The following is a 19586-nucleotide window of genomic DNA, read 5'->3' on the forward strand; positions in this document are numbered from 1 at the left end:
TTTTCATGGCGTTCACTCGTTCTCGCGTCATGGCTTCACCGCGGGCGTGGCGGCGGGCACCAGCTCGACTTCGATGTCCAGGTTGAAAAGCGGCGGCTCCTTGCGGCTTTCGCGCTGTTCGCCCAGCTGCTTCCAGCGCGAGAGCACCGCGGCCTTGACCGCATCGGTGCGCTGGCGGCCGAGCGATTCGGCTTCGCCGGGCGCGGCCTTGTAGGCCAGGCGCAGCACCGAGGCCTTCTCAGCCAGCACGTTCACCGTGCGGTCGAGCTCGGGCACGAAGCCGGCGCGCAGCGCTGCGTTGCCGTCTTCGAATGCAGTGCCCTGCAGCGCGAGGCGGACCACGCGGTGCACCGTGGCGCCGAAGTTCACCTTCAGCACCTTGCCGCGCGTGGCGCGCTCGGCGGCCGGGTTCTCGCTGGTCGTACGGTAGCCCGAAGGCAGCGTGCGGTCGTCCAGCTTGAGCACCAGGTTGCTGCCGGTGCCTTCCTTCGGAATGGCGGCGCAGGCAATGTGGTACCGGCCCTCGGCGTCGGTGGTCACCAGCACGCCGTTCACGGTGGCGATGCGCACGTTCGCAAGGCCGGGTTCGCCTTCGTCCTGGTAGCCGTTGGCGTTCTTGTCGTCGTAGACCTTGCCGATCACGTCGGTGCAGTCGAAGAGCGCATCGGGCACCACGCGCACGGTGGCGGTGGCCAGGTTGGACAGCACGCGGCCACCCACGCCCTGCGTGGCGATGACCTGGTTGACGAACTCGCCCTCACCCACGCCGACCCCCACGCCCGCGACCATCAGGTATTCCTTGGTCTCGTTGGGCGCGAAGTTCTGGCCGGGCACCACCACCTGGCGGCCGTTGATCTGCGGCACCACCGGCAGCGCGACGCCGCCCGGCATGGTGCGCACGGTGAGCGAGCCCTGCACGTAGCGGAAGCCCGGCGGCAGCGTGTCGACCACGGCCACGCCCGGCACGGGGTTGCCGCGGGTGTTGCGCGCCGTGATGCGGTAGGGCAGCAGTTCGCCCTTCTTCACCGTCAGCTTCGAGCTGGTCTTGCGCAGCTCGATGAGCGTGGCGTCCGACGGGTCGAGCGGAATGTTGTTGGCCACCACGTGCTGGCCGCCGCCGCCCGGCATCTGGAAAGCCAGGTAGTAGCCGGCGCCGGGCACCAGCCCCGCGCCCGGGCTCACCACGCAGGGGTTGCTCTGCGCGGGTGCGGGTCCGTTCGCCGGTGCGGAACACGACTGCGTGCCGAGCCCGCCCGCCGCCGGCGGGTAGATGGACGAGGGCAGGTAGCTGCCCGGCGGCGTGACCGCCAGGCGGTACTCGCCCGCCGGAGCGCCCGGCAGCACGAAGAAGTCGTAGGTGCCGTTGGGGCCGGTGGTGTAGGTGTCGCGGCCGTCGAGCAGATGCTGCGCCGGATCGAAGCCCGGCGGGCCGACCAGGCGCACCACGGCGCCGGGCACGGGCGTGCCGCTCACGCTGTCGTACACCACGCCACCCGGGTCGTACGGCAGGTCTTGCCGCTGCACGTTGGCACCGGCGTTCACGCGCACCTTGATCGAGAAGCGCGGATCGCTGGCGGCCGGCGTGGGGTAAGGGCCGCCCGCGCCGTTCTGCGCCGCATCGGTGGGCCACACGCCGCCGACCACGCGGCCGTCCGGCGAGCGGAAGCGCACGCGGTATTCGCCCGGCGTGAGGTCGCCGAAGCGGTAGCTGCCGTCCGCGCCCGTGGTCACGGTGTAGAGCACGGTGGCCGCGGTTTCCGGGCAGGCGTTGCCGCCATCGGCACAGCGCATCAGCTCCACGGTCCAGCCTTCGCCCTGGCCTTCGCCGCTTTCGCGGCCGCGGTTGTGGTTCTGGTCGAACCACACGGTGCCGGTCAGCGAAGCAGGCAGGTTGTTGTGCTCGTTGAAGTCGTAGCCCGTGCCGTTGGCCGCCAGCGTGGTGAAGTTCACGCGGATCTGGTTGGTGCCCTGCGCAGAGCCGCCGAGCGTGCCGGGAATGGCAATGCCCTCGTCGTAGCCGCTGGGCTGCGTCTCGGTGACGGTGTAGCCGCCGGTGCCGGGCAACGGCAGGCCGGCCAGCTCGTAGCGGCCATCGGGGCCGGTCACGGCGGTGCGCGTCACGGGGTTGCCCGCCGCGTCGGTGCCGGTGAGCGTGATGGTCACGCCCGCAATCGGAAGGTCTTGCGGTTCGCGCGTTCCGTTGCGGTTCGCGTCGTTGTAGACGGTGCCCGCAAGGGATGCGCCGCGCTCGCCGAAGTTGTAGTTGTCGCCGTTGCCGCCGCGGTATGCGATGGCGGAGAGCACATCGTTGCCGAGCGTGCCGCTGGCCGTGCCGTCGAGCGTGCCGACCGCGTCGAGGCCGTCCGCATACGTGACGGGCTGCGTCTCGCGCACGGTGTAGCCGGTGGCATCGGCCGGCAGCAGGCCGGTGAAGACGTAGCGGCCGTTCGCATCGGTCACCACGGTGGCGTTCACCGCCAGCCCGCTGGCCGAGCGGCCGGTGAGCGTGAGAGTGACGCCCGGAATACCCGGCTCGCCCGCCTGGCGAATGCCGTCGTTGTTGCTGTCGACGTAGACCCAGCCCGCGATCTGCCCGCCGCGCTCGCCGAAGTTGTAGTCGATGCCTGCGTCTTCCGATGCGAGCACCAGGGCGCCGAAGCGGTCGTTGACGCTGCCTGGGTTCAATGTGCCGCGCGGCGCGCCGCCCACGGTGCCGAGCGACTCGGGACCGTCGGCCACGCCGTCGGGTTGCGTCTCGTCGATCTGGTAGGTGCCGGGCAACAGCTTGTCGACCAGGTAGCGGCCATCGGCGGCGGCCTGCACCGTGTGCGTGACCGGGTTGCCGAGGAAGTCGGTGCCGGTCACGCGCACCGTGGTGCCCGCAATGCCGGGCTCCGCGGTGTCGCGGGTGCCGTTCGATGGAGCGACGTCGGCATACACGTAGCCGGACACGCTGGCCGGACGCACGGCCGAGAAGTTGTTGGCGGCCGAACCCGCACCCGCCGCGGCGAGCACGATGTTCTGGATGACGTTGGCGTTGGAGCCGTTGGGCCCGTTGAGCACGCCGTTGCCGGCCGTGGGCACGGAGCCCGGCGTGCTGCCGGCGCCGCTCACATTGCCGGCGCGCGTGATGCCGGGTTCGTAGCCCGCGGGCCGCGTCTCCGTCACGGTGTAGGTGCCGGGGGCGAGGTTCGCGAAGTTGTAGTCGCCGCTGGCGTCGGTGGTGGTGGTGCGCGTCACCGGCTGTCCGTTGACGTCCGTGCCCGTGAGCGTGATGGCCACGCCTGCAATGCCGGGTTCGGTGGCCGGGGCGCCCTGCGCGCCGCTGCCGTCGCGGTCGTAGTACACGCGTCCCGAGATGCCCGCGGGCAGCAGTTCCCCGAAGTAGTACTCACCCTGTGTGAGCGGCGGGTTGGTGCCGGCCACGGTCACGCCCGTGATGCTGTTGCCGCCGCCTTGCGCAGCGCCCGGTTGCCCGTTTGCGTTGGCTTTGCCCGGTGCGTAGTTGGCGGGCTGCGTTTCGGTGATGGTGTAGCCGCCGGGCGCCGAGGGCGGCACATTGCGGAACTCGTAGCTGCCGTCCGGGCCCGAGGGCACGGCGACGATGTTGACCGGGTTGCCCGCGGCATCGGTGCCGGTGAGGCGCAATTCCACGGTGGGAATGCCGGTGTCGCCCGCCTGCGGCACGCCGTCGTTGTTGCCGTCGACGAACACGCGCACCGGAATGCGGGTGAGCAGTTCGCCGAAGTCGTAGCCGGTGCCGTTCACGTTCGAGCGCAATGCGATGGCGCTCACCACGTCGTTGCCCGCGGTGCCTCCGGCCGTGCCGGCCGCATCGCTGCCATCCGCGAAGGCGGCGGGCTGCGTCTCGGTCACCACATAGCTGCCGGGCAGGAGGTTGTTGAAGGCGTAGTTGCCGGTACCGCTGGCCGTGGTGGCCGTGGTCGACACCGGGTTGCCGAACATGTCGGTGCCGGTGAGCGTGACCGTCACGCCCGCGATGCCGGGATCGCCCGCGCTCGCGGCGTTGTTGTAGTCGGCATCGCGGTACACGCGGCCGGCAAGGCTCGCGGGGCGCACTTCGCCGAAGTTGTTGCTGGTCGAAGTGCCGCCCGCGCCGAGCACGATGGTGTCGATGCGGTTGGCGTTGGAGCCGTTGGGCCCGTTCGAAGCGCCCGCCGGCACGGTGCCTGCGGTGCTGCCCGCGCCGGTGACGCCGCCCGCGCGGGTGATGCCCGGCTGGTAGGCCGCGGGCTGGTCCTCGGCCACGCTGTAGGTGCCCGCGGGCACGGTGAAGCTCCAGGTGCCGTCGGTGGCCGTGGTGGTGGTCAGCGAGACGGCGTTGCCCAGGCTGTCGGTGCCGGTCAGGCGCATGGTGACGCCGCCAATGCCGGACTCGCCGGTGTCGATCTGGCCGTCGCCGTCCAGGTCTTCATACACACGGCCGCTGAGCGCGCTGCTCTGCACGGTGATGCTGCCCTGGTTGAAGTTGTTGCCCGCGTTCGGATCGGAACCACCGTTGGTGTCGCCCGAGCCGGTGGTCACCAGGTGCGCGCGGTTGGTGAACGGCGTGCCGTTGGCGGGCGTGCTGCCCGTGGTCGTGCGCACCGGAATGCGCACGGTGGCCGTGCCGTTGGCCGGCATCGAAGTGATGGCGCAGCTCACGCTGGTGCCGCCCGCGCTGCCCGTGCAGGTTGGCGCGGCGGGTGTGAAGCTGCCGCCGGTCACGGTGAACACCGGCGTGCCCGTCAGCGCCAGGCCCGTGGGCAGCGTGTCGGTAAAGCTCGTGGTCTCGGCACTGTCTGGGCCGTTGTTGCGCAGCTGCACGAGCCAGTCGAAGCTCTGGCCGATAGCCACGGTGGCAAGCGGCGTTGCGGTGCCCGTTGAAACAGCGGTCTTGGAGACCACCTCCACATCGGCCTTGAACCGGAAGGTGGTGTTCTCGACCACCGTGTTGTTGCCCTGGCTCGTGTCGAAGGCATTGCGCGCGGCATCCTGGAAGTCGACAGCAGCGCGGTTCTGGAACGTGCCGCGCGAGACGCCGCGCAGGACTACCTGGACCTGCAGCGAGTTGGATTCGCCTGTTGCACCGGTACCGGTGCCGCCGATGGCCGGGATCGTGAATACGATCTGCCCGCCGGACGAACCGACTGCGGGTGTCGTGACGCCGACTCCGGCCGGCGCGCTGGCCGACACGAACGTGGGCGCCGGTTCACCGTTGGTTCCCGCGGTGGGCAGGTTGTCGATGAGCCGAACCCCCTCGGCTGTCGAGGCGCTGTTGTTCGAGACCGTGATCGTGTAGGTGACGTTGTCGCCCACGTTCACCGGATCGACGTCATCGCGCTTGGTCACCACCAGGTCGTACACGGGCGCGGTCACGCTGGTACCGGCCGCTGCCTGATTGTTGGTGGCGTTGCCCTCCGGCGTGGCGGTGCTGACGGCAACGTTGTTGGTAATGGTGGTGCCGTTGATCGCATAGAGCGGACGCACCTCCACCGTGACCGTCTGCTGCTCGTTGCGCACGAGCGAACTCCAGGTGCACACGAGCTGGTTGTTGCCAGGGCCGGTCGGCTGCGTGGCATTGGGCGGGGGCGTGCAGCTGCCACCATTCGAGGCCACGGCCCTGATGAACATCAGCCCCGACGGCAGGGTGTCAGTGACCTGCACGTTGTAGGCGCGGCTGAAGCTGTCCTCCTGAACGGACCGGTTGCGCGCGGTAAGGGTGTAGGTGAGCACCTGGCCGACCGGCACCGAACCCGGACTTGCGGTCTTGGTCACCGTCACATCGGCCACGGCATTGAAGAAGCCGGTGGCGGAACCGCTGTTGGTCAGGCCCGCGTCGTCGAGCACCGGATCGGCCGGCATGGCTGCGATGGCGCTCGCCTTGTTGGCGATCTGGAAGGCGTTGTCCGAGGCCGAAGCGCCGTCGCCGAAATGCCGGGCCTGGACGCTGATCACCGGACACAGCGGCACCGCCGTCACGGGATCGGTGCTCGCACGGCACACCGGCAGCTGGGCGATGTTGCAGTTCGCAAGCGATGTGTCGCCCGCGCCGCCCGAGGGGGCGGGCACCGCGCAACTACCTGCAAAGGTCGCGGCATTGGCGGTCTGCGACACCGCGGGCGTGCCCACCACTTGCAAGAAGCGGTCGCTGACCGCAACGTTCTGCGCCACCGAGGGGCCGCTGTTGACCACCTCGATCTCCCAGGTGATCGCCTGGCCCGCGGTCTGGCGGTTGCCCGTGCTGTTGCCGATGCCCACCACGCGCTTCAAGACTTTGACGTCGGCATAGTTGGCGCTGTCGTCCACGCCGGTGCCCAGGCTGACGCAGTCGTTGCCGGTGTTGGCGTCGGGGTCTGCCCCCGAAGTGGGCGCACTCGAGGGCAGCGCCACGTTCACGCACATGCTGTTGACAATGGGGGCGTTGCCCGCCGGCACCGCGGGGATCGTGACGTTCACGGTCACGAAGCCGGCATTGCGCGCGCTGCCGCCGTTCGAGGTGTCCACCGGGATGTCGGAACCCAGCGTGCGCGTGCAGTTCACCGTGGCGGGCCCGTCGACCGGAGCCGTAACGGTGGAACCGCCCTTGGTGATCGTGCAGGTATAGCTCCCCTGCCCGACGCTGTTGATGCGCACGCCGGCCGGCAGGTCGTCGACCAGGTTGACGGTGCTGCCCGCCAGGAGGCGGGTGCCGCCCAGGTTGGTGGCGCCCACCTGGTAGTCGAAGGGCTGGTTGATCGGCACGTTGTTCTGCGGCCAGCCGCGACGCTTGTCGGCGCGGAAGTCGGTGGCGGAATTCGCCACGTCGGCGGGTACGCTGCCGGTGGCCGATGTCGCCACGGGTCCGGCGGCATTTACCGTCGCTTCGTTGACCACGCCCGTGCCGGCGGTCAGGGCAGTCACGGGAACGACGATGTTGCCGAGCGACTGGCTGGCACCGCCTGCGCCGCCGACGTTGGCGCGCGTGCAGCTCACGGTCTGGCCGGAGACCGAGCAGGTCCACCCCGGGTCCGCCGTCACCGTGCCATTGATCTGGAAGTTGGCTGGCAAGGTGTCGGTCACCGTCACGCCCGTGGGCGCGCTGCCGCTGAAGCGCGGCGTCAGCGTGAAGTTGAAACGCTGGCCCACGAGCAGCTGGCCGCCGTTGTGGGTCTTGGTCATCGAGAGCACCGTGCCCGCGGTAATCGTGGTGTTGGCGGTTGCATTGTTGTTCGTGGGCACGCCATCGCCAATCGAGCCCGCGGGCGCGATCGCCGGCTGGTGCGTGATGGTGGAACCCGCGGCCCCCGTGACCACGCCGTTGACGGTGATCGTGCGGCTGCCATTGGGCGAGAGGACGCCGACGTCGCAGGTCAGCTGGCTGCCGGCAATCGAGCATCCCGAAGGCAGGCCGCTGCCCGAGACCGACAGGCCCGTGGGAATGTTGTAGGTCAGCGTCGAGCCCGAACTCGCATCGGGCCCGTTGTTGGTGAGCGTGAAGGCGATCGGTACAGTCGCGCCGCTGGAGGCGGTGGCAGGCGCCGTGATGACCAGGGCGACGTCGGCGCCTTGGTTCACAGTGATCGTCTTGGTCTCGCTGGCGCCGCCGCCCTCAGGAGTTGCCGTGACGCTCAGCGTGCCTTGCGAGACGGTGCGCAGCCGCAGCTCGAAGTCACGGGTCTGGTTGGCCGCCAGCGTGATGCCCGAGCAGGTCACCGTGCCGGGCCCTGCCTCGCCCACGTTGACCGTCGAGGCGCAACTGCCCACCGGCACCGCGCCCGTGCCCATGTAGACGCTGTTGGCCGGGATGGTGTAGGTGAACGAGGTGCCCGGCGGCCCGATCGGCAGGCCGTCAGTCTCGGCGACGGTCACGGTGCTGGTGACCGTTCCGCCGGCCGGAACGATGTTGGGCACATGCACCAGGCTGGAAACCTGCGGTATGGCATGGGCGGCCGTGGCCAGCAGCAAACTTGCAAGCGGAACGGCGATGAACGCCGGCATCCGCGCCATGCGCCTGCGCAGCGCCTTTCGCGCAAGCTTGAAGAAATCGCTCGGCGCTTTCGCGCCCGACAAGATCGTTGGGGTGTTGGACATCCCGTCCCTCGTAATGGCTCTGATGGCCCTGGCACCGTGCGTTAGGGCGCCGCGGAATGCGGCGCAGGCGTCCAGGAAAGAGCGCGATTGTTCGACGAGACCGAGTTACAAACTTTTGCTACACGGGACGCAATGTTTGTTAAAACTGACATTCACTTACGATTTCGACGGAGCGTGAATTCCGTCACACGCGCTTTTGCGGGACCGCCCTACGCTAGACGAATGTCTTACTGGTCCTCCGTTCCACCGCGGCGTGCGCACATCCTGCTGGTGGATGACAACATCGACGAAATGCAGCTTCTGCTCGCTGCCTTGCGGGGCGAGGGACATCGCATCAGCATGGCTTTCGACGCCATGCAGGGCTACAGGCGGGCGACGGCCCTGCAGCCGGACCTGATCCTGCTGGACGTGCGCATGGGCGGTTCCAGCGGCTTTGCCGCGTGCCGGCTGCTGAAGGCTGACCGGGCGACGGCGCATATTCCTGTGATCTTCGTGACGTCGTCCTGTTCGCTGGAGGAAAGGCTCACCGGCCTGCACGAAGGTGCGGTCGACTACATCCTCAAGCCGTACGAGCCGGCCGAAGTGCTGGCGCGCGTCTCCGTGCACCTGGTACTGGCCAGCAGCAAGCACGTGCACGCGGACGCCTCGGACGCCGGAACACCGCCCAATGAGCCAAAGGAAGCCGGCCCCGATCGGGTCATTGCATTGGCTGCCCAGCGGGTCGTGATGTCGGACCTGGCGAACGTGCCCCCGCTGCCCGAATTGGCCGCGCGCGTGGGCACGCATGAAAAGCGCCTCTCGCGCGTATTTCGCGAATTGACGGGCCGCACGGTGTTCGAGTTCGTGCGCGAAGCCCGGCTCTTCGAGGCACGCCGGCTGCTCGCGAAATCGGCGCTCAGCGTCGAGGAAGTGGGTCTTGCGGTCGGGTTCTCGAGCGCCGCGAATTTCTCGACCGCCTTCCGCGAGCGTTTTCAGGCCACGCCGAGCGGCTTTCGCAGCACGCTTGGCGGCAAGGGCATGCCGCTGCCTTTGCCCGTCTCCGAGGCATGAGGGGGTCGTGACTGCGGTGCGCAACGTTCTGCTGTTGTGCACAGCTTTCTGCGTTTGCTTGTGTATTCAGCCTGCGCAGGCCGCAGCGCTGCATTTGCACGATGCCGCGCACCTGCCCATCGCGCTGGACGACAAGGTCGAGATTCTTGAAGACCGGAAAGCCGAACTCTCGCTGGAGGCCGTGGAGGCCCTGCAGGCCCAGAACGGCGACTCATCGGGGGGCTTCGTGCCGGGCACCCGGGCGCGCATGCGCCCGGGCTTTTCGAACTCCGTGTTCTGGCTGCGGCTTTCGATTGCGAACGACAGCAACGCTGTGCGCCCGCTGCGCCTGGTGCTCAACACCACGTGGCTCCAGTACGTCGACTTTCATGTGCAACAGGGACAGCTCGGCAAGGCACTCCCGAGAACATGGCGGCATGAGGCGGCCGGCGTTTCCATGCCCGACAACCTTCATCGCAAGGCCGACCGCGTACCCACGCTCGCATTGAAGTTGCGGCCGGGCGAATTTGCCAATGTGCTGGTACGCGTGCAAAGCCACAGCAGCGTCAAGCTGGCGCCGGTGCTGCACAGCCCCGACACCTGGCGCGAGTACGAGAGCAGCCATGCACTGATCGACGGCCTTCTTATCGGCGGCCTGCTGGTGCTCGCGGCGTATTCGCTGGCGGTGTGGGGCATCTCGCGCAAGGGGGCGATGGCTTCGCAGAGCCTCGGGTTCGCCCTGGTCGCGCTCTACGAAGCCGCCTACCGCGGCTACGCGCGGCTGCTTCTCTGGCCCGACAGCACTGAATGGAGCTACCGCGCGGCGGGCTTCATTGCCGGTTGCTGCGTGCTGAACATGGTGCTGTACCTGCATGCGCTCTCGCGCGGCGGCCCGGTGCGCCGGCCGGGCCTGTACGTGCTGGTGGGGTTGACCGCGGCGCAGGCGCTGGTAACGCTCGGAACCCTGCTGGGCAGCTATCCGCTTTTCGCGCAGGCCGGCACCGCGAGCGCCTTGGCGCTGGTGCTGTCCCTGACGATCAGCAGTTTCGTCTACATGCGCCGCGCCGGGCCGGGTGGGCGGCTGGCTTTTCCGGTGATGGTGGTCATCGCCCTGGGCGTGTGCCTGCGGCAGGCCGAGCTCTCCATGCCGGAGCACACGATTCCGGGCTTCGACGCCTATGCGCTGGGCTTTCCGGGCTTGCTGGTCGGGCTGCTGGTGCTGGCGGCATGGACCCACCACCTCTCGCAACAGCAGCACGCCGCGCAGCGCAAGCTGGTTCAGTGGCAGGCGCAGGAGCAACAGCGGTTGCACAACGAAGTGGCGCGCAAGACACGCGCGCTCAATGCCGCACTGGAGCAAGCCGAACAGCGCGCGCGCGAGCAGACGCGGCTCATGGCCTACATCAGCCATGACCTGCGCGCACCGCTGGCCACCATCGTGGGACATGCCCGCATGCTGCAGGGCGAACTTGCGGCGGCGCCGCCGCAACTGCAGGCCATCGAACGCAGCGCCAACTACCAGCTTGCGCTGGTCGACGACCTGCTCGAATACGCCAAGGGCGAGTTGCTGCCGCTGGCGCTCGACCCCAAGCCGATCCGCCTGCCCGCGCTGATCGAGGACATCGCACAGTACGCGTCCGCGTTGGCGCACCGCCGCAACAACCGCTTCATGCTCGAAGTCAGAGGCACGCTTCCGCCGGCCGTGCGCCTGGACAGCAAGCGCTTTCAGCAGCTGCTGCTGAACCTGCTTTCGAACGCCGCCAAGTTCACATACAACGGGCAGATGGGCCTGCGCGTGCAGGCACACCCCGCCGAGCAGCAATGGCGGCTGAGCCTGGAGGTCTGGGACAGCGGCATCGGCATCGACAGCAAAGACCAGCGGCGCGTGTTTCGCGCCTTCACGCAGGCGGACCCCGCCGCGGCCGGAAGCGGCCTCGGTCTGGCGATTGCGCGGCGCATCGTTCAGCGCATGGGCGGCGAGCTGCAACTCGACAGCCGCCGCCATCTGGGCACGCGGCTGCGTTTTTCAGTGGTGGTCGATGCCGCATCGGAGGACGAGGCTCCCCTCCCCATCGCCGGCGACGTGCCACCCGAGCCGCACCCTCCGGTGGATACACCGCGGCGGCAGATGCGGCCGGTGCCCGAGATTGCACCGCTCCCCCTGGGCGCGCGAAACGAGCTCGAAGCACTGGCGCGCGACGGCCGCTGGACCGATCTGCACGAATGGGTCGACCGGCTTGCGGCAGACCCGCGCCACCACGCGCTGGTGAAGGCGGTGCGCCAGGCGCTGGAAAGCCTCGACTTCGATCACATCAGCCACCTGGCGCGGGCTACGCCTTGCGCGGCGCCGGACTGACTCAAGCGCCAAGGCGAGTATCGGCACGCTGGGAGCGGGCATTCTTCGCCGCAAGACTGCGGATGCTAAATTGGGCCAGGATTGTGAAAACGCTGGATGAATTCACTCAACCTTGCCCTTTTCGACGCACTCGCCGCGGGCTTCTCTCCCTCCCCCACGCTGCTGTGGTTTGCATCGGCAATTGCGCGGGGCTCGTCGTGGGCATGCGCGGCCATTCTTGCCTGGGTGGCATGGCGCCGTCCCGCGCAGTGCATCAGCGTGCTGGCCGTGCTGGCCGCCGGAGGTGCCGCTTCGCTGATCTCGCACGAGATCGCGGCTTCGGTCGGTATGCCGCACCCCTTCATGGTGGGACTGAGCCCCGCCCATGTGCCGCACGGCGCGCGGGCGGGCCTGCCCAGCACTCACGCCTCGGTGATGTTCACCATGGCTTTCATGCTGCTGCTGCAGCGCGGACTGCGTGACGTGGGGCTGCTCGTTCTTGCCGTGGCCTCGGTCACGGCGTGGTCGCGCATTTATGCGGGCATCCATTTTCCGTTCGACATTGCGGCCGGCGCGCTGCTTGGCGCGTGCATTGCCGGGGCACGGCTCGCGCTTCATGCGGCGGGACGCAAGTTTGCCCGCGCACCCACTGCCGCGCTGGCGTGGCCACTGCGCGCATTGGCAGCCGGCACGGCGGGCCTGCGCTGGTGCTGGTGTTCGGCTTTGCCGCGGCATGGATCGGGCTGAATACACCCGGGTCGATCGGGCCGGCGGTCCTGGAGGAAAGCGGACCGGTCGAGAAAAGCACGGTTCTCCTGTACCTTGCCGCGGCGGCATGCCTGGCGGCGGTGCGGGTGGCATCGCTGTCGAGGCTGGACAGGACCGCCATCTGCATCGTGCTTGTTGCCTTTGCCGCGCGCGAAGCGGACGGGCATCTGGCGCACCACGGCAGCCTGGTCTTTGCGCCGATCGCCGTGGCCGGCGCATGGCTCGCAAGGCGCGCCTGGTCTTCGCGCGGCGCGTTGCGCGCATGGTGGCAATGGCGGCCGGAAGCCACCACCCTGCTGACCTTTGCCGCAGTGATCGGGACCGCGATCGTTCTGGACCAGCTACCCGCGGTGCTTGCGGACCAAGACGCCCTCGGCGCCAGGTCCACGGGCCTGTACCGCTACCTGGTGCTCAGCTTCGAGGAGGTTCTGGAACTGGCGCTGCCGGTCCTCGCGCTGCTGGGCATCGTACAGGCGAGGTGGGGTGGGAACCGGGGCGCCAACGGTGCCAACCACCCAACACGCGCGGCACTTTCCGCGCGGGCCGGTTCATAGAATGCCGCATGGAAACCCGGCAGATGCGTTGTATCGTGGCGATCGCGGAGGCCGGCAGCCTTACCCGCGCCGCCGAAAATCTCGGCCTTGCGCAACCCGCATTGACGCAGATGCTGAACCGGCTCGAAAACGAAGTCGGCACCAAGCTCTTCACGCGCACGCGTCGCGGCGCCGCCCTCACCGAGGCAGGGCTGGCCATCGTCGACGATCTGCGGGCCAGCCTCGCCTACGGTGATGCGGCGGCCGAACGCGTTCGCGCCATGGGCGCCGGACGCGCGGGCCGCCTGACCATCGGTTTTGTGACCCACGCGGTGTATGAAGTGCTGCCGCGCGCGCTGCGGCGGCTGCGCGAGGCCTATCCGCAACTCGACATATCTCTGCGCGAGATGAGCAACGCGGAGCAGGTCGAGGCGCTCGAGGGCGGCCGAATCGACATCGCGCTGCTGCATCCGCCCGTGGCCGTGAATGCGCGCGTGCACGAGAAGCGCTCGGCGAAGAACTACTGGTGGCGGCCGTGCCCGCCTCGCATCGGATCGGGGTCGATGGCTGCGTTTCGCTGGCAGACATTGCCGCGCACGGGCTGGTGTGGTTTCCCAGCCTGCAGATGTCGGCATTGCGCACCCAGGTGCTGGCGGCGTTTCGCGCGGCCGGGCACGAGGTGCACATCGTGCAGGACGCCAACCGCACGCTGACCGTGCTGTCTTGCGTGGCGGCGGGGCTGGGCTGGTCGCTGCTGCCGAGTTCGGTTCGCGCGCTTCGGCATGAAGGCGTGCGCTATGCCGAAGTGCGCGACGGTGCGGGGCTTCCGCCTTTCGAGCTTGCCGCGATGTGGCTCGCGCGGTCGCGCCCGACCTTTGCGGACGCCTTTGCCGAGATGCTTGCCGCCTAGTCCAGTTCGATCTTGTTGGTCTTGGCGACCTGCGTCCACTTGGCGATTTCGGCGCGCCGGAACGCATCGAGCTCGGCCGGGTTGGAACCGATCACTTCGGCGCCCATGCCTTCCAGGCGCGTGCGGACTTCAGGGTCGCGCACCACGGCGGCCAGTTCCTTCGACAGCCTGTCGACCACGGCCGCGGGCGTTCCGGCCGGAACGAACACACCGTTCCATTCATAGACCTCGTAGCCCGCGAGCCCCGATTCAGCCACCGTCGGAATTTGCGGCATGACCGGCGAGCGCGCCTTGCCCGTGACCGCGAGCGCGCGCAGCTTGCCGCCCTGGATGTACTGCAGGCTCGACGCAAGGCTTGCGAAGAACACCGGCACCTGGCCCGCCATGACATCGGTGAGCGCGGGGCCGCCGCCCTTGTAGGCCACGTGCGTCATGCGCACGCCGGCCATGGCGCTGAAGAGTTCCGCTGAAAGGTGCTGCGCCGAGCCGTTGCCCGAAGACGCATAGTTGATGTGCTCGGGCTTGGCCTTCGCCTGTGCCATGAGGTCCTTCACGCCCGTGATCGTCGCGGAGGGGTTGACCACGAGCACGTTGGGCACGCGCACCAGCAGCGAAACCGGCGCCAGGTCGCGCAGCGTGTCGAACGGCATCTTGCTGCGCAGCGCGGGGTTCTGCGAATGGTTGGATGCGTCGAGCATGATCGTGTAGCCGTCGGCCGCGCTCTTGGCCACGAGGTCGCCGCCAATGGCGCCGCCCGCGCCGGCGCGGTTGTCGATCACCACCGGCTGCCCGAGCCGGGCCGACAGCTTGGGCGCGATGACGCGCGCCACCACGTCGACCGTGCCGCCCGGCGGGTAGGTCACGATCATCTTCACCGGCTTTGCCGGCCAGGCCTGCGCCGCGGCGCTCAAGGCAGTGACGAGAAGTGCCGTGCCGACGCAGGCAGCCGGGATCCATGCGCGCAATGCGCTGTGTACTTTCATGATGTCTCCTTGGAAAAACGGAACAGCGCTGCCGGGGTCTCGGCCAGGATGCAGCGCCGCGCTTCGGGGTCGGAAATCCACTCGTCCAGCACCGCCAGCGTGTGCGGGTAGCTCGTGTGTTCCCGGTGTTCGGTATGGGGCCAGTCACTGCCCCACAGCAGGCGCTGCGGGCCCGCCGCGTCGATCAGCGAGCGTGCGGCCCGGCGGGCGTCGGCGCCGGCAGGGTCTGGCCAGTTGCGGTAGGCGGCCGACAGCTTGACCCAGGTGCGGCCTTTTGCCGCCGCGCGCAAGAGCCAGTCGAAACCGGCATCGGCAGCCGTGCTGCCGCCAGGCCGTCCGAAATGGTCGACGACGAGCCTGCAGCCGGCATCGAGCACCGGCTGGCATGCCGCCGCCAGGTCGTGCGAAGGCCGGTGCACCTCGACATGCCAGTCGAGGCTGCGCACATGCTGCAGCAGGTCCTGCCACGCGAGCTGAGAGAAATCGGGCAAGGGCAGGCCCATGAGGTTGAGGCGGATGCCGCAGATGCCCGCATCGGCAAGCACGCGCAATTCGGCAACGGGCGTCTCGGGTGCGACCACGGCAACGCCGCGCAAGCGATCCGGGCAGGCGCGCAACGCGCCAAGCATGAAGCTGTTGTCGGTGCCCAGGAAGCTGGGCTGGACCAGCAGCGCATGCGAGAGGCCATGCGCATCCAGCAGGCCCAGGTATTCAGCAGGCGTGGCGTCGTAGTCCGGCGCGTGCCGGCGCTGCGGGGCGAGCGGCAGGTTGCTCAGGAAGACATGCGCGTGGCTGTCGACAGCACGCACGCCGCCGCCCGCTGCAGTGCGGCGTTGCGGTGCTTCTTGCGGATACTTCGGCGTGAACAGGTGCGTCTCCTGAAGGGAGACGGAAGTATCGGCATGCAAGCGCGGGCACGGAATGCCTGCGCCTGTTGTTTAGTGATAACGGCAGCTTATGAAAGCGCCCTCGCGCATCCATGCGCCGAGTGGCGATGCGTTCAAGGCTTCGGGTGCACGAACGGCCGAGCCTTCTGCAGGAAGACCTTGTGCACCGCATCCAGCTCTTCGAGGTCGCGCTGCAGCGCCGATTTGTCATACGGCTTGCCGGCGGCGATGTCGGTCATCCACCGGTCGTATTTGTCTCGCTGGCTGCGCCACTCCTCGTACGCAACGCGCAGCTCGTCCCATTGAACAGTCATGGCGACAACAGCAGGCCCGGTCAGGCGTGCGCGTGGGCGTAGGCAAAGAGCCGGACCATTTCGCGGTCGAACGCCGGCAGGTCCTTCGGGCCACGGCTGGTCACCAGATTGCCGTCGACCACCACGTCGTTGTCCACCCACTTGGCGCCGGCGTTCTTCAGGTCGGTGCGCAGCGAAGGCCACGAAGTCATGGTGCGGGCCTCGACCCCCTTGGCCTCGATGAGCGTCCACGGGCCGTGGCAGATGGCGGCAATCGGCTTGTGGGCCTTGACGAAGTCCTGCACGAAAACCACGGCCTGCTCGTTGATGCGCAGCGCATCGGGGCTCATCACGCCGCCGGGCAGCAGCAGTGCGTCGAACTCGTGCGCGGCCGCCTGCGCAAGCGGGATGTCGACGGTGAAGGTATCGGCCGGGTCGCCGTGCCTGGAGCCGCGCACCCGGTCGTTCTTGGGCGACACGATCTTCGTTTCCGCACCCGCGGCTTCGAGGGCCTTGCGGGGATCGGTCATTTCGGACTGTTCGAAGCCGTCCGTCACGAGAATGGCGACCTTCATACCTTCGAGTTGGTGCTTGTTCATGTGATTCCTTTCGTCGGTGTGCATGACCAAGAAACCAAAGTACAGGCCCCTGCGGATCGACCGGTCGGCACGCGCCGGTTCGCCGTGTCGGACAAACCGCGCTGCTGACGATTTGGAGCACAAAGCAAAAAGCCCCTGTAGCAGAAACTGCTACAGGGGCTTGAGTTTGGCGGAGTGGACGGGACTCGAACCCGCGACCCCCGGCGTGACAGGCCGGTATTCTAACCAACTGAACTACCACTCCTGGTAGACAACGTTCACTCCTTGCGGAGCCGAGTGTTGACAACTCGTGCCTGCTTCACTTGCATGAAACTGGCGACCCTACGGGGATTCGAACCCCGGTAGCCACCGTGAAAGGGTGGTGTCCTAGGCCTCTAGACGATAGGGTCAAAACCTTAGGAACCGTGCTGCGATCAGCACTTATCTTCTTCTCGACACTTTGATGGTGGAGGTAAACGGGATCGAACCGATGACCTCTTGCATGCCATGCAAGCGCTCTCCCAGCTGAGCTATACCCCCGTGTGGGTGTCGAGCCTCGAATTATAGACCGAAAAATCAGGCCCTTTTCAGACGCTCTACAACTTTTTCACGAGAAAAAATTGCGAGCACCGAGTCGAGGGATGGCGTCTGCGGTGTTCCCATCACAAGGACGCGAACCGGCATGGCCAACACGGGCATTTTCACAGAATGGGCGGCCAGAACTTCCTTGATGGCCGCGGCGATCGAAACTTTTTCCCACGGCACGTTCGCGAGCTTCTCGGCGAGCGTGGCAATGACGGGCTTCACCGCATCGGTAACGTGCTGCGTGCGATCGGCTTCGCTCGGCGTCACGTCCGCATAGAACGCAGCGGCCCAGTCGGCCAGTGCAACCGTGGTTTCGCAGCGATCCTTGAAGAGCGCGCAGATGGCAGCAAGGCGATCGTCGGCCTCGATGCCGCGCTTCTTCAGCTGCGCAGCCACCAGCAGTGCGAGCTCCGCATCGGCCTTGGCCTTGATGTACTGCGCATTCACCCACGCGAGCTTCGCGGCGTCCCACTGGGCGGGGCTCTTCGACAGGTGCGAGCCGTCGAACCAGCTCACCATCTGCTCGCGCGTGAAGAGCTCGTCGTCGCCGTGGCTCCAGCCGAGGCGCGCCAGGTAGTTGAGCATGGCCTCTGGCAGGTAGCCGTTCTCTTCATACGCGGTAACGCTCACGGCGCCGCGGCGCTTGGAGAGCTTTTGCCCGTCGTCGCCGAGGATGACCGGCACATGGCCGAACTGCGGCAGCGGCGCGCCCAGCGCGCGAAAGATGTTGATCTGCCACGGCGTGTTGTTGATGTGCTCGTCGCCGCGGAACACGTGCGTGATGGCCATGTCCCAGTCGTCGACCACCACCGCAAAGTTGTAGGTGGGCACACCGTCGGGCCGCAGGATGATGAGGTCGTCGATCTCGCGGTTGTTGATGGTGATCTCACCCTTGACGAGGTCGTTCCAGGTCACGTCGCCTTCGGGCGGATTGCAAAAACGCACGACCGGCGGCACACCTTCGGGCACTGGCGGCAGCACCTTGCCCGGCTCAGGGCGCCAGCGGCGGTCGTACAGCGTCTTTTCGCCGCGCGCGCGTTGCGCCTCGCGCATTTCATCGAGCTCGGCCGGTGTGCAGTAGCAGTGGTAGGCCGTGCCGGCCGCGAGCATCTGCGCGATGACTTCGCGGTAGCGCTCCAGGCGCTGCATCTGGTAGATCGGGCCTTCGTCGTAGTCGAGGCCGAGCCAGTGCATCGAAGCCAGGATCTGGTCGGTCGAATCCTGCGTGGAGCGGGCCACGTCGGTATCTTCGATGCGCAGCACGAACTCGCCGCCGTGGTGGCGCGCATAGGCCCATGAATAAAGCGCGGTGCGCGCCGTGCCCAGGTGAAGAAAACCCGTGGGGGACGGAGCGATGCGGGTGCGAACTTTGCCGGTCATGGGATCGATCAGGATTTCAGTGTGCTCAGGCCACGAAGCAGGTCGGCCTTGATGTCGTCGATGTACTCGAGGCCGACCGCGACGCGAATGAGCCCCTGGCTGATGCCGGCGGCTTGGCGCTGCACTTCGGTCAAGCGGCCGTGCGATGTGGTGCCGGGGTGCGTGATGATGGTCTTGGTGTCGCCCAGGTTGGTGGCGATGCTCACCACGCGCGTGCTGTTGATCACGTGGAAGGCATTGGCGCGCGCCGTTTCCGGATTGCCGCCGACCACGTCGAACGACACCACCGCCCCGCCCTGCCCCGACTGCTGGCGCATGGCCAGTTCATGCTGGGGATGCGAGGCAAGGCCGGGGTAGTAGACGCGCGCAACGCCGGGCTGCGTTTCGAGCCACTGCGCCACGGCCAGCGCATTGGCGCACTGCGCCTGCATGCGAATGCCGAGCGTTTCGAGGCCCTTGAGCACCACCCACGCATTGAACGGCGACAGCGCCATGCCGGCCGTGCGAACCACGGGGCCGAACACATCGACGATGAGCTTCGACGGACCGCAGATCGCGCCGGCCATTACGCGGCCCTGGCCGTCGAGGTACTTGGTGCCGGAATGAATGATGAGATCGGCGCCCAGTTCGGTCGGTCGCTGCAGCGCGGGCGTGCAAAAGCAGTTGTCGACCGCAAGCAGCGCGCCGCCGCCATGCGCCAGATCAGCCAGCGCCCGGATGTCGCACACCTCGGTCAGCGGATTGGTCGGCGTTTCGGCGAACAGCAGCTTGGTGTTCGGCTTCAGGGCCGCGCGCCATTCCGCCACGTCGGTCTGCGAGACGAAGGTGGTCTCGACGCCGAACTTGGCGAACTCCTTGCCGAACAGGTTGAGCGTGGAGCCGAACACCGAACGCGAGCAGATCACATGGTCGCCCGCCTTGAGCAGGCCCATGCACATCATGAGGATGGCGCCCATGCCGGTGGAAGCGCCGATGGCGGCTTCCGTGCCTTCCATGGCTGCAAGGCGCTGCTCGAAGCTGGTGACCGTGGGGTTGGAAGTGCGCGAGTAGGTAAAGCCCGCCTCGGTGCCGGCAAAGCGGCGCGCCGACGTTTCGGCGTCGGGCTGTACAAAGCCGCTGGTCAGGAACAGCGCTTCGGAGTGCTCGCCGTGCTGACTGGGCGCCAGCCCGGTGCGCAGCGCGAGCGTGTCGCGATGCAGTCCGGGCGGCAGGGTTCGTTCATCGGTCAATTC

General features: G+C 67.7%; 11 protein-coding genes, 3 tRNA genes and 1 pseudogene. 5 read left to right on the forward strand and 10 right to left on the reverse strand.

Annotated features, from left to right (window positions below):
- Positions 1–27: 27 nt before the first annotated feature.
- Positions 28–8073, reverse strand: coding sequence for an SdrD B-like domain-containing protein (locus EJI00_RS04495; RefSeq protein WP_126746276.1), 8046 nt, complete (start codon positions 8071–8073; stop codon positions 28–30).
- 222 nt (positions 8074–8295) lie between these two features.
- On the opposite strand from EJI00_RS04495, the gene EJI00_RS04500 reads away from it, so the two are divergent.
- The 5 genes and pseudogenes from EJI00_RS04500 to EJI00_RS04515 all read left to right on the forward strand — a co-directional run bounded on the left by EJI00_RS04500 (position 8296) and on the right by EJI00_RS04515 (position 13648).
- The gene (locus EJI00_RS04500) at positions 8296–9123 is read left to right on the forward strand and encodes a helix-turn-helix domain-containing protein (RefSeq protein ID WP_126746320.1); all 828 of its coding nucleotides are present in this window, start codon (positions 8296–8298) and stop codon (positions 9121–9123) included.
- Positions 9124–9217: 94 nt separating this feature from the next.
- Positions 9218–11458: an ATP-binding protein gene (locus EJI00_RS04505; RefSeq protein ID WP_185868064.1), complete on the forward strand. Its 2241-nt coding sequence runs from the start codon at positions 9218–9220 to the stop codon at positions 11456–11458.
- Between the two features lie 96 nt (positions 11459–11554).
- The gene (locus EJI00_RS25320) at positions 11555–12184 is read left to right on the forward strand and encodes a phosphatase PAP2 family protein (RefSeq protein ID WP_260590450.1); all 630 of its coding nucleotides are present in this window, start codon (positions 11555–11557) and stop codon (positions 12182–12184) included.
- Complete coding sequence (locus EJI00_RS25325; protein WP_260590451.1) at positions 12100–12759, forward strand: hypothetical protein; 660 nt, start codon at positions 12100–12102, stop codon at positions 12757–12759. The genes EJI00_RS25320 and EJI00_RS25325 overlap by 85 nt, the downstream gene beginning before the upstream one ends.
- Positions 12760–12767: 8 nt before the next feature.
- Positions 12768–13648, forward strand: a pseudogene (locus tag EJI00_RS04515) (LysR family transcriptional regulator).
- On the opposite strand, the gene EJI00_RS04520 reads toward EJI00_RS04515, so the two are convergent.
- From EJI00_RS04520 to EJI00_RS04560, 9 genes are all read right to left on the reverse strand, one after another.
- The gene (locus EJI00_RS04520; protein WP_126746278.1) at positions 13645–14631 is read right to left on the reverse strand and encodes a tripartite tricarboxylate transporter substrate binding protein; all 987 of its coding nucleotides are present in this window, start codon (positions 14629–14631) and stop codon (positions 13645–13647) included. The pseudogene EJI00_RS04515 and the gene EJI00_RS04520 sit on opposite strands and share 4 nt — an antisense overlap.
- Positions 14628–15539: an amidohydrolase family protein gene (locus tag EJI00_RS04525; RefSeq protein WP_409514004.1), complete on the reverse strand. Its 912-nt coding sequence runs from the start codon at positions 15537–15539 to the stop codon at positions 14628–14630. The genes EJI00_RS04520 and EJI00_RS04525 overlap by 4 nt, the downstream gene beginning before the upstream one ends.
- A 92-nt stretch (positions 15540–15631) precedes the next feature.
- Entirely contained in the window at positions 15632–15832 is a 201-nt protein-coding gene (locus EJI00_RS04530) for a hypothetical protein (RefSeq protein WP_126746279.1), read from the reverse strand.
- A gap of 20 nt (positions 15833–15852) precedes the next feature.
- On the reverse strand, positions 15853–16410 hold the full coding sequence (locus tag EJI00_RS04535; RefSeq protein ID WP_126746280.1) for a type 1 glutamine amidotransferase domain-containing protein: 558 nt from the start codon (positions 16408–16410) through the stop codon (positions 15853–15855).
- 167 nt (positions 16411–16577) lie between these two features.
- Positions 16578–16654 (reverse strand) — tRNA-Asp (locus EJI00_RS04540).
- Positions 16655–16723: 69 nt separating this feature from the next.
- Positions 16724–16799, reverse strand: a tRNA-Glu gene (locus tag EJI00_RS04545).
- A 54-nt stretch (positions 16800–16853) separates the two neighbouring features.
- Positions 16854–16929, reverse strand: a tRNA-Ala gene (locus EJI00_RS04550).
- Between the two features lie 36 nt (positions 16930–16965).
- Positions 16966–18354 (reverse strand): glutamate--tRNA ligase, encoded by a 1389-nt coding sequence (gene gltX / locus EJI00_RS04555; protein WP_126746281.1) that lies wholly within the window; start codon positions 18352–18354, stop codon positions 16966–16968.
- An 8-nt stretch (positions 18355–18362) separates the two neighbouring features.
- The gene (locus EJI00_RS04560) at positions 18363–19583 is read right to left on the reverse strand and encodes an O-succinylhomoserine sulfhydrylase (RefSeq protein ID WP_126746282.1); all 1221 of its coding nucleotides are present in this window, start codon (positions 19581–19583) and stop codon (positions 18363–18365) included.
- Positions 19584–19586 lie beyond the last annotated feature (3 nt).

The sequence above is a fragment of the Variovorax sp. DXTD-1 genome (genome assembly GCF_003984625.1).
Taxonomy (GTDB): Bacteria; Pseudomonadota; Gammaproteobacteria; order Burkholderiales; family Burkholderiaceae_C; genus Variovorax.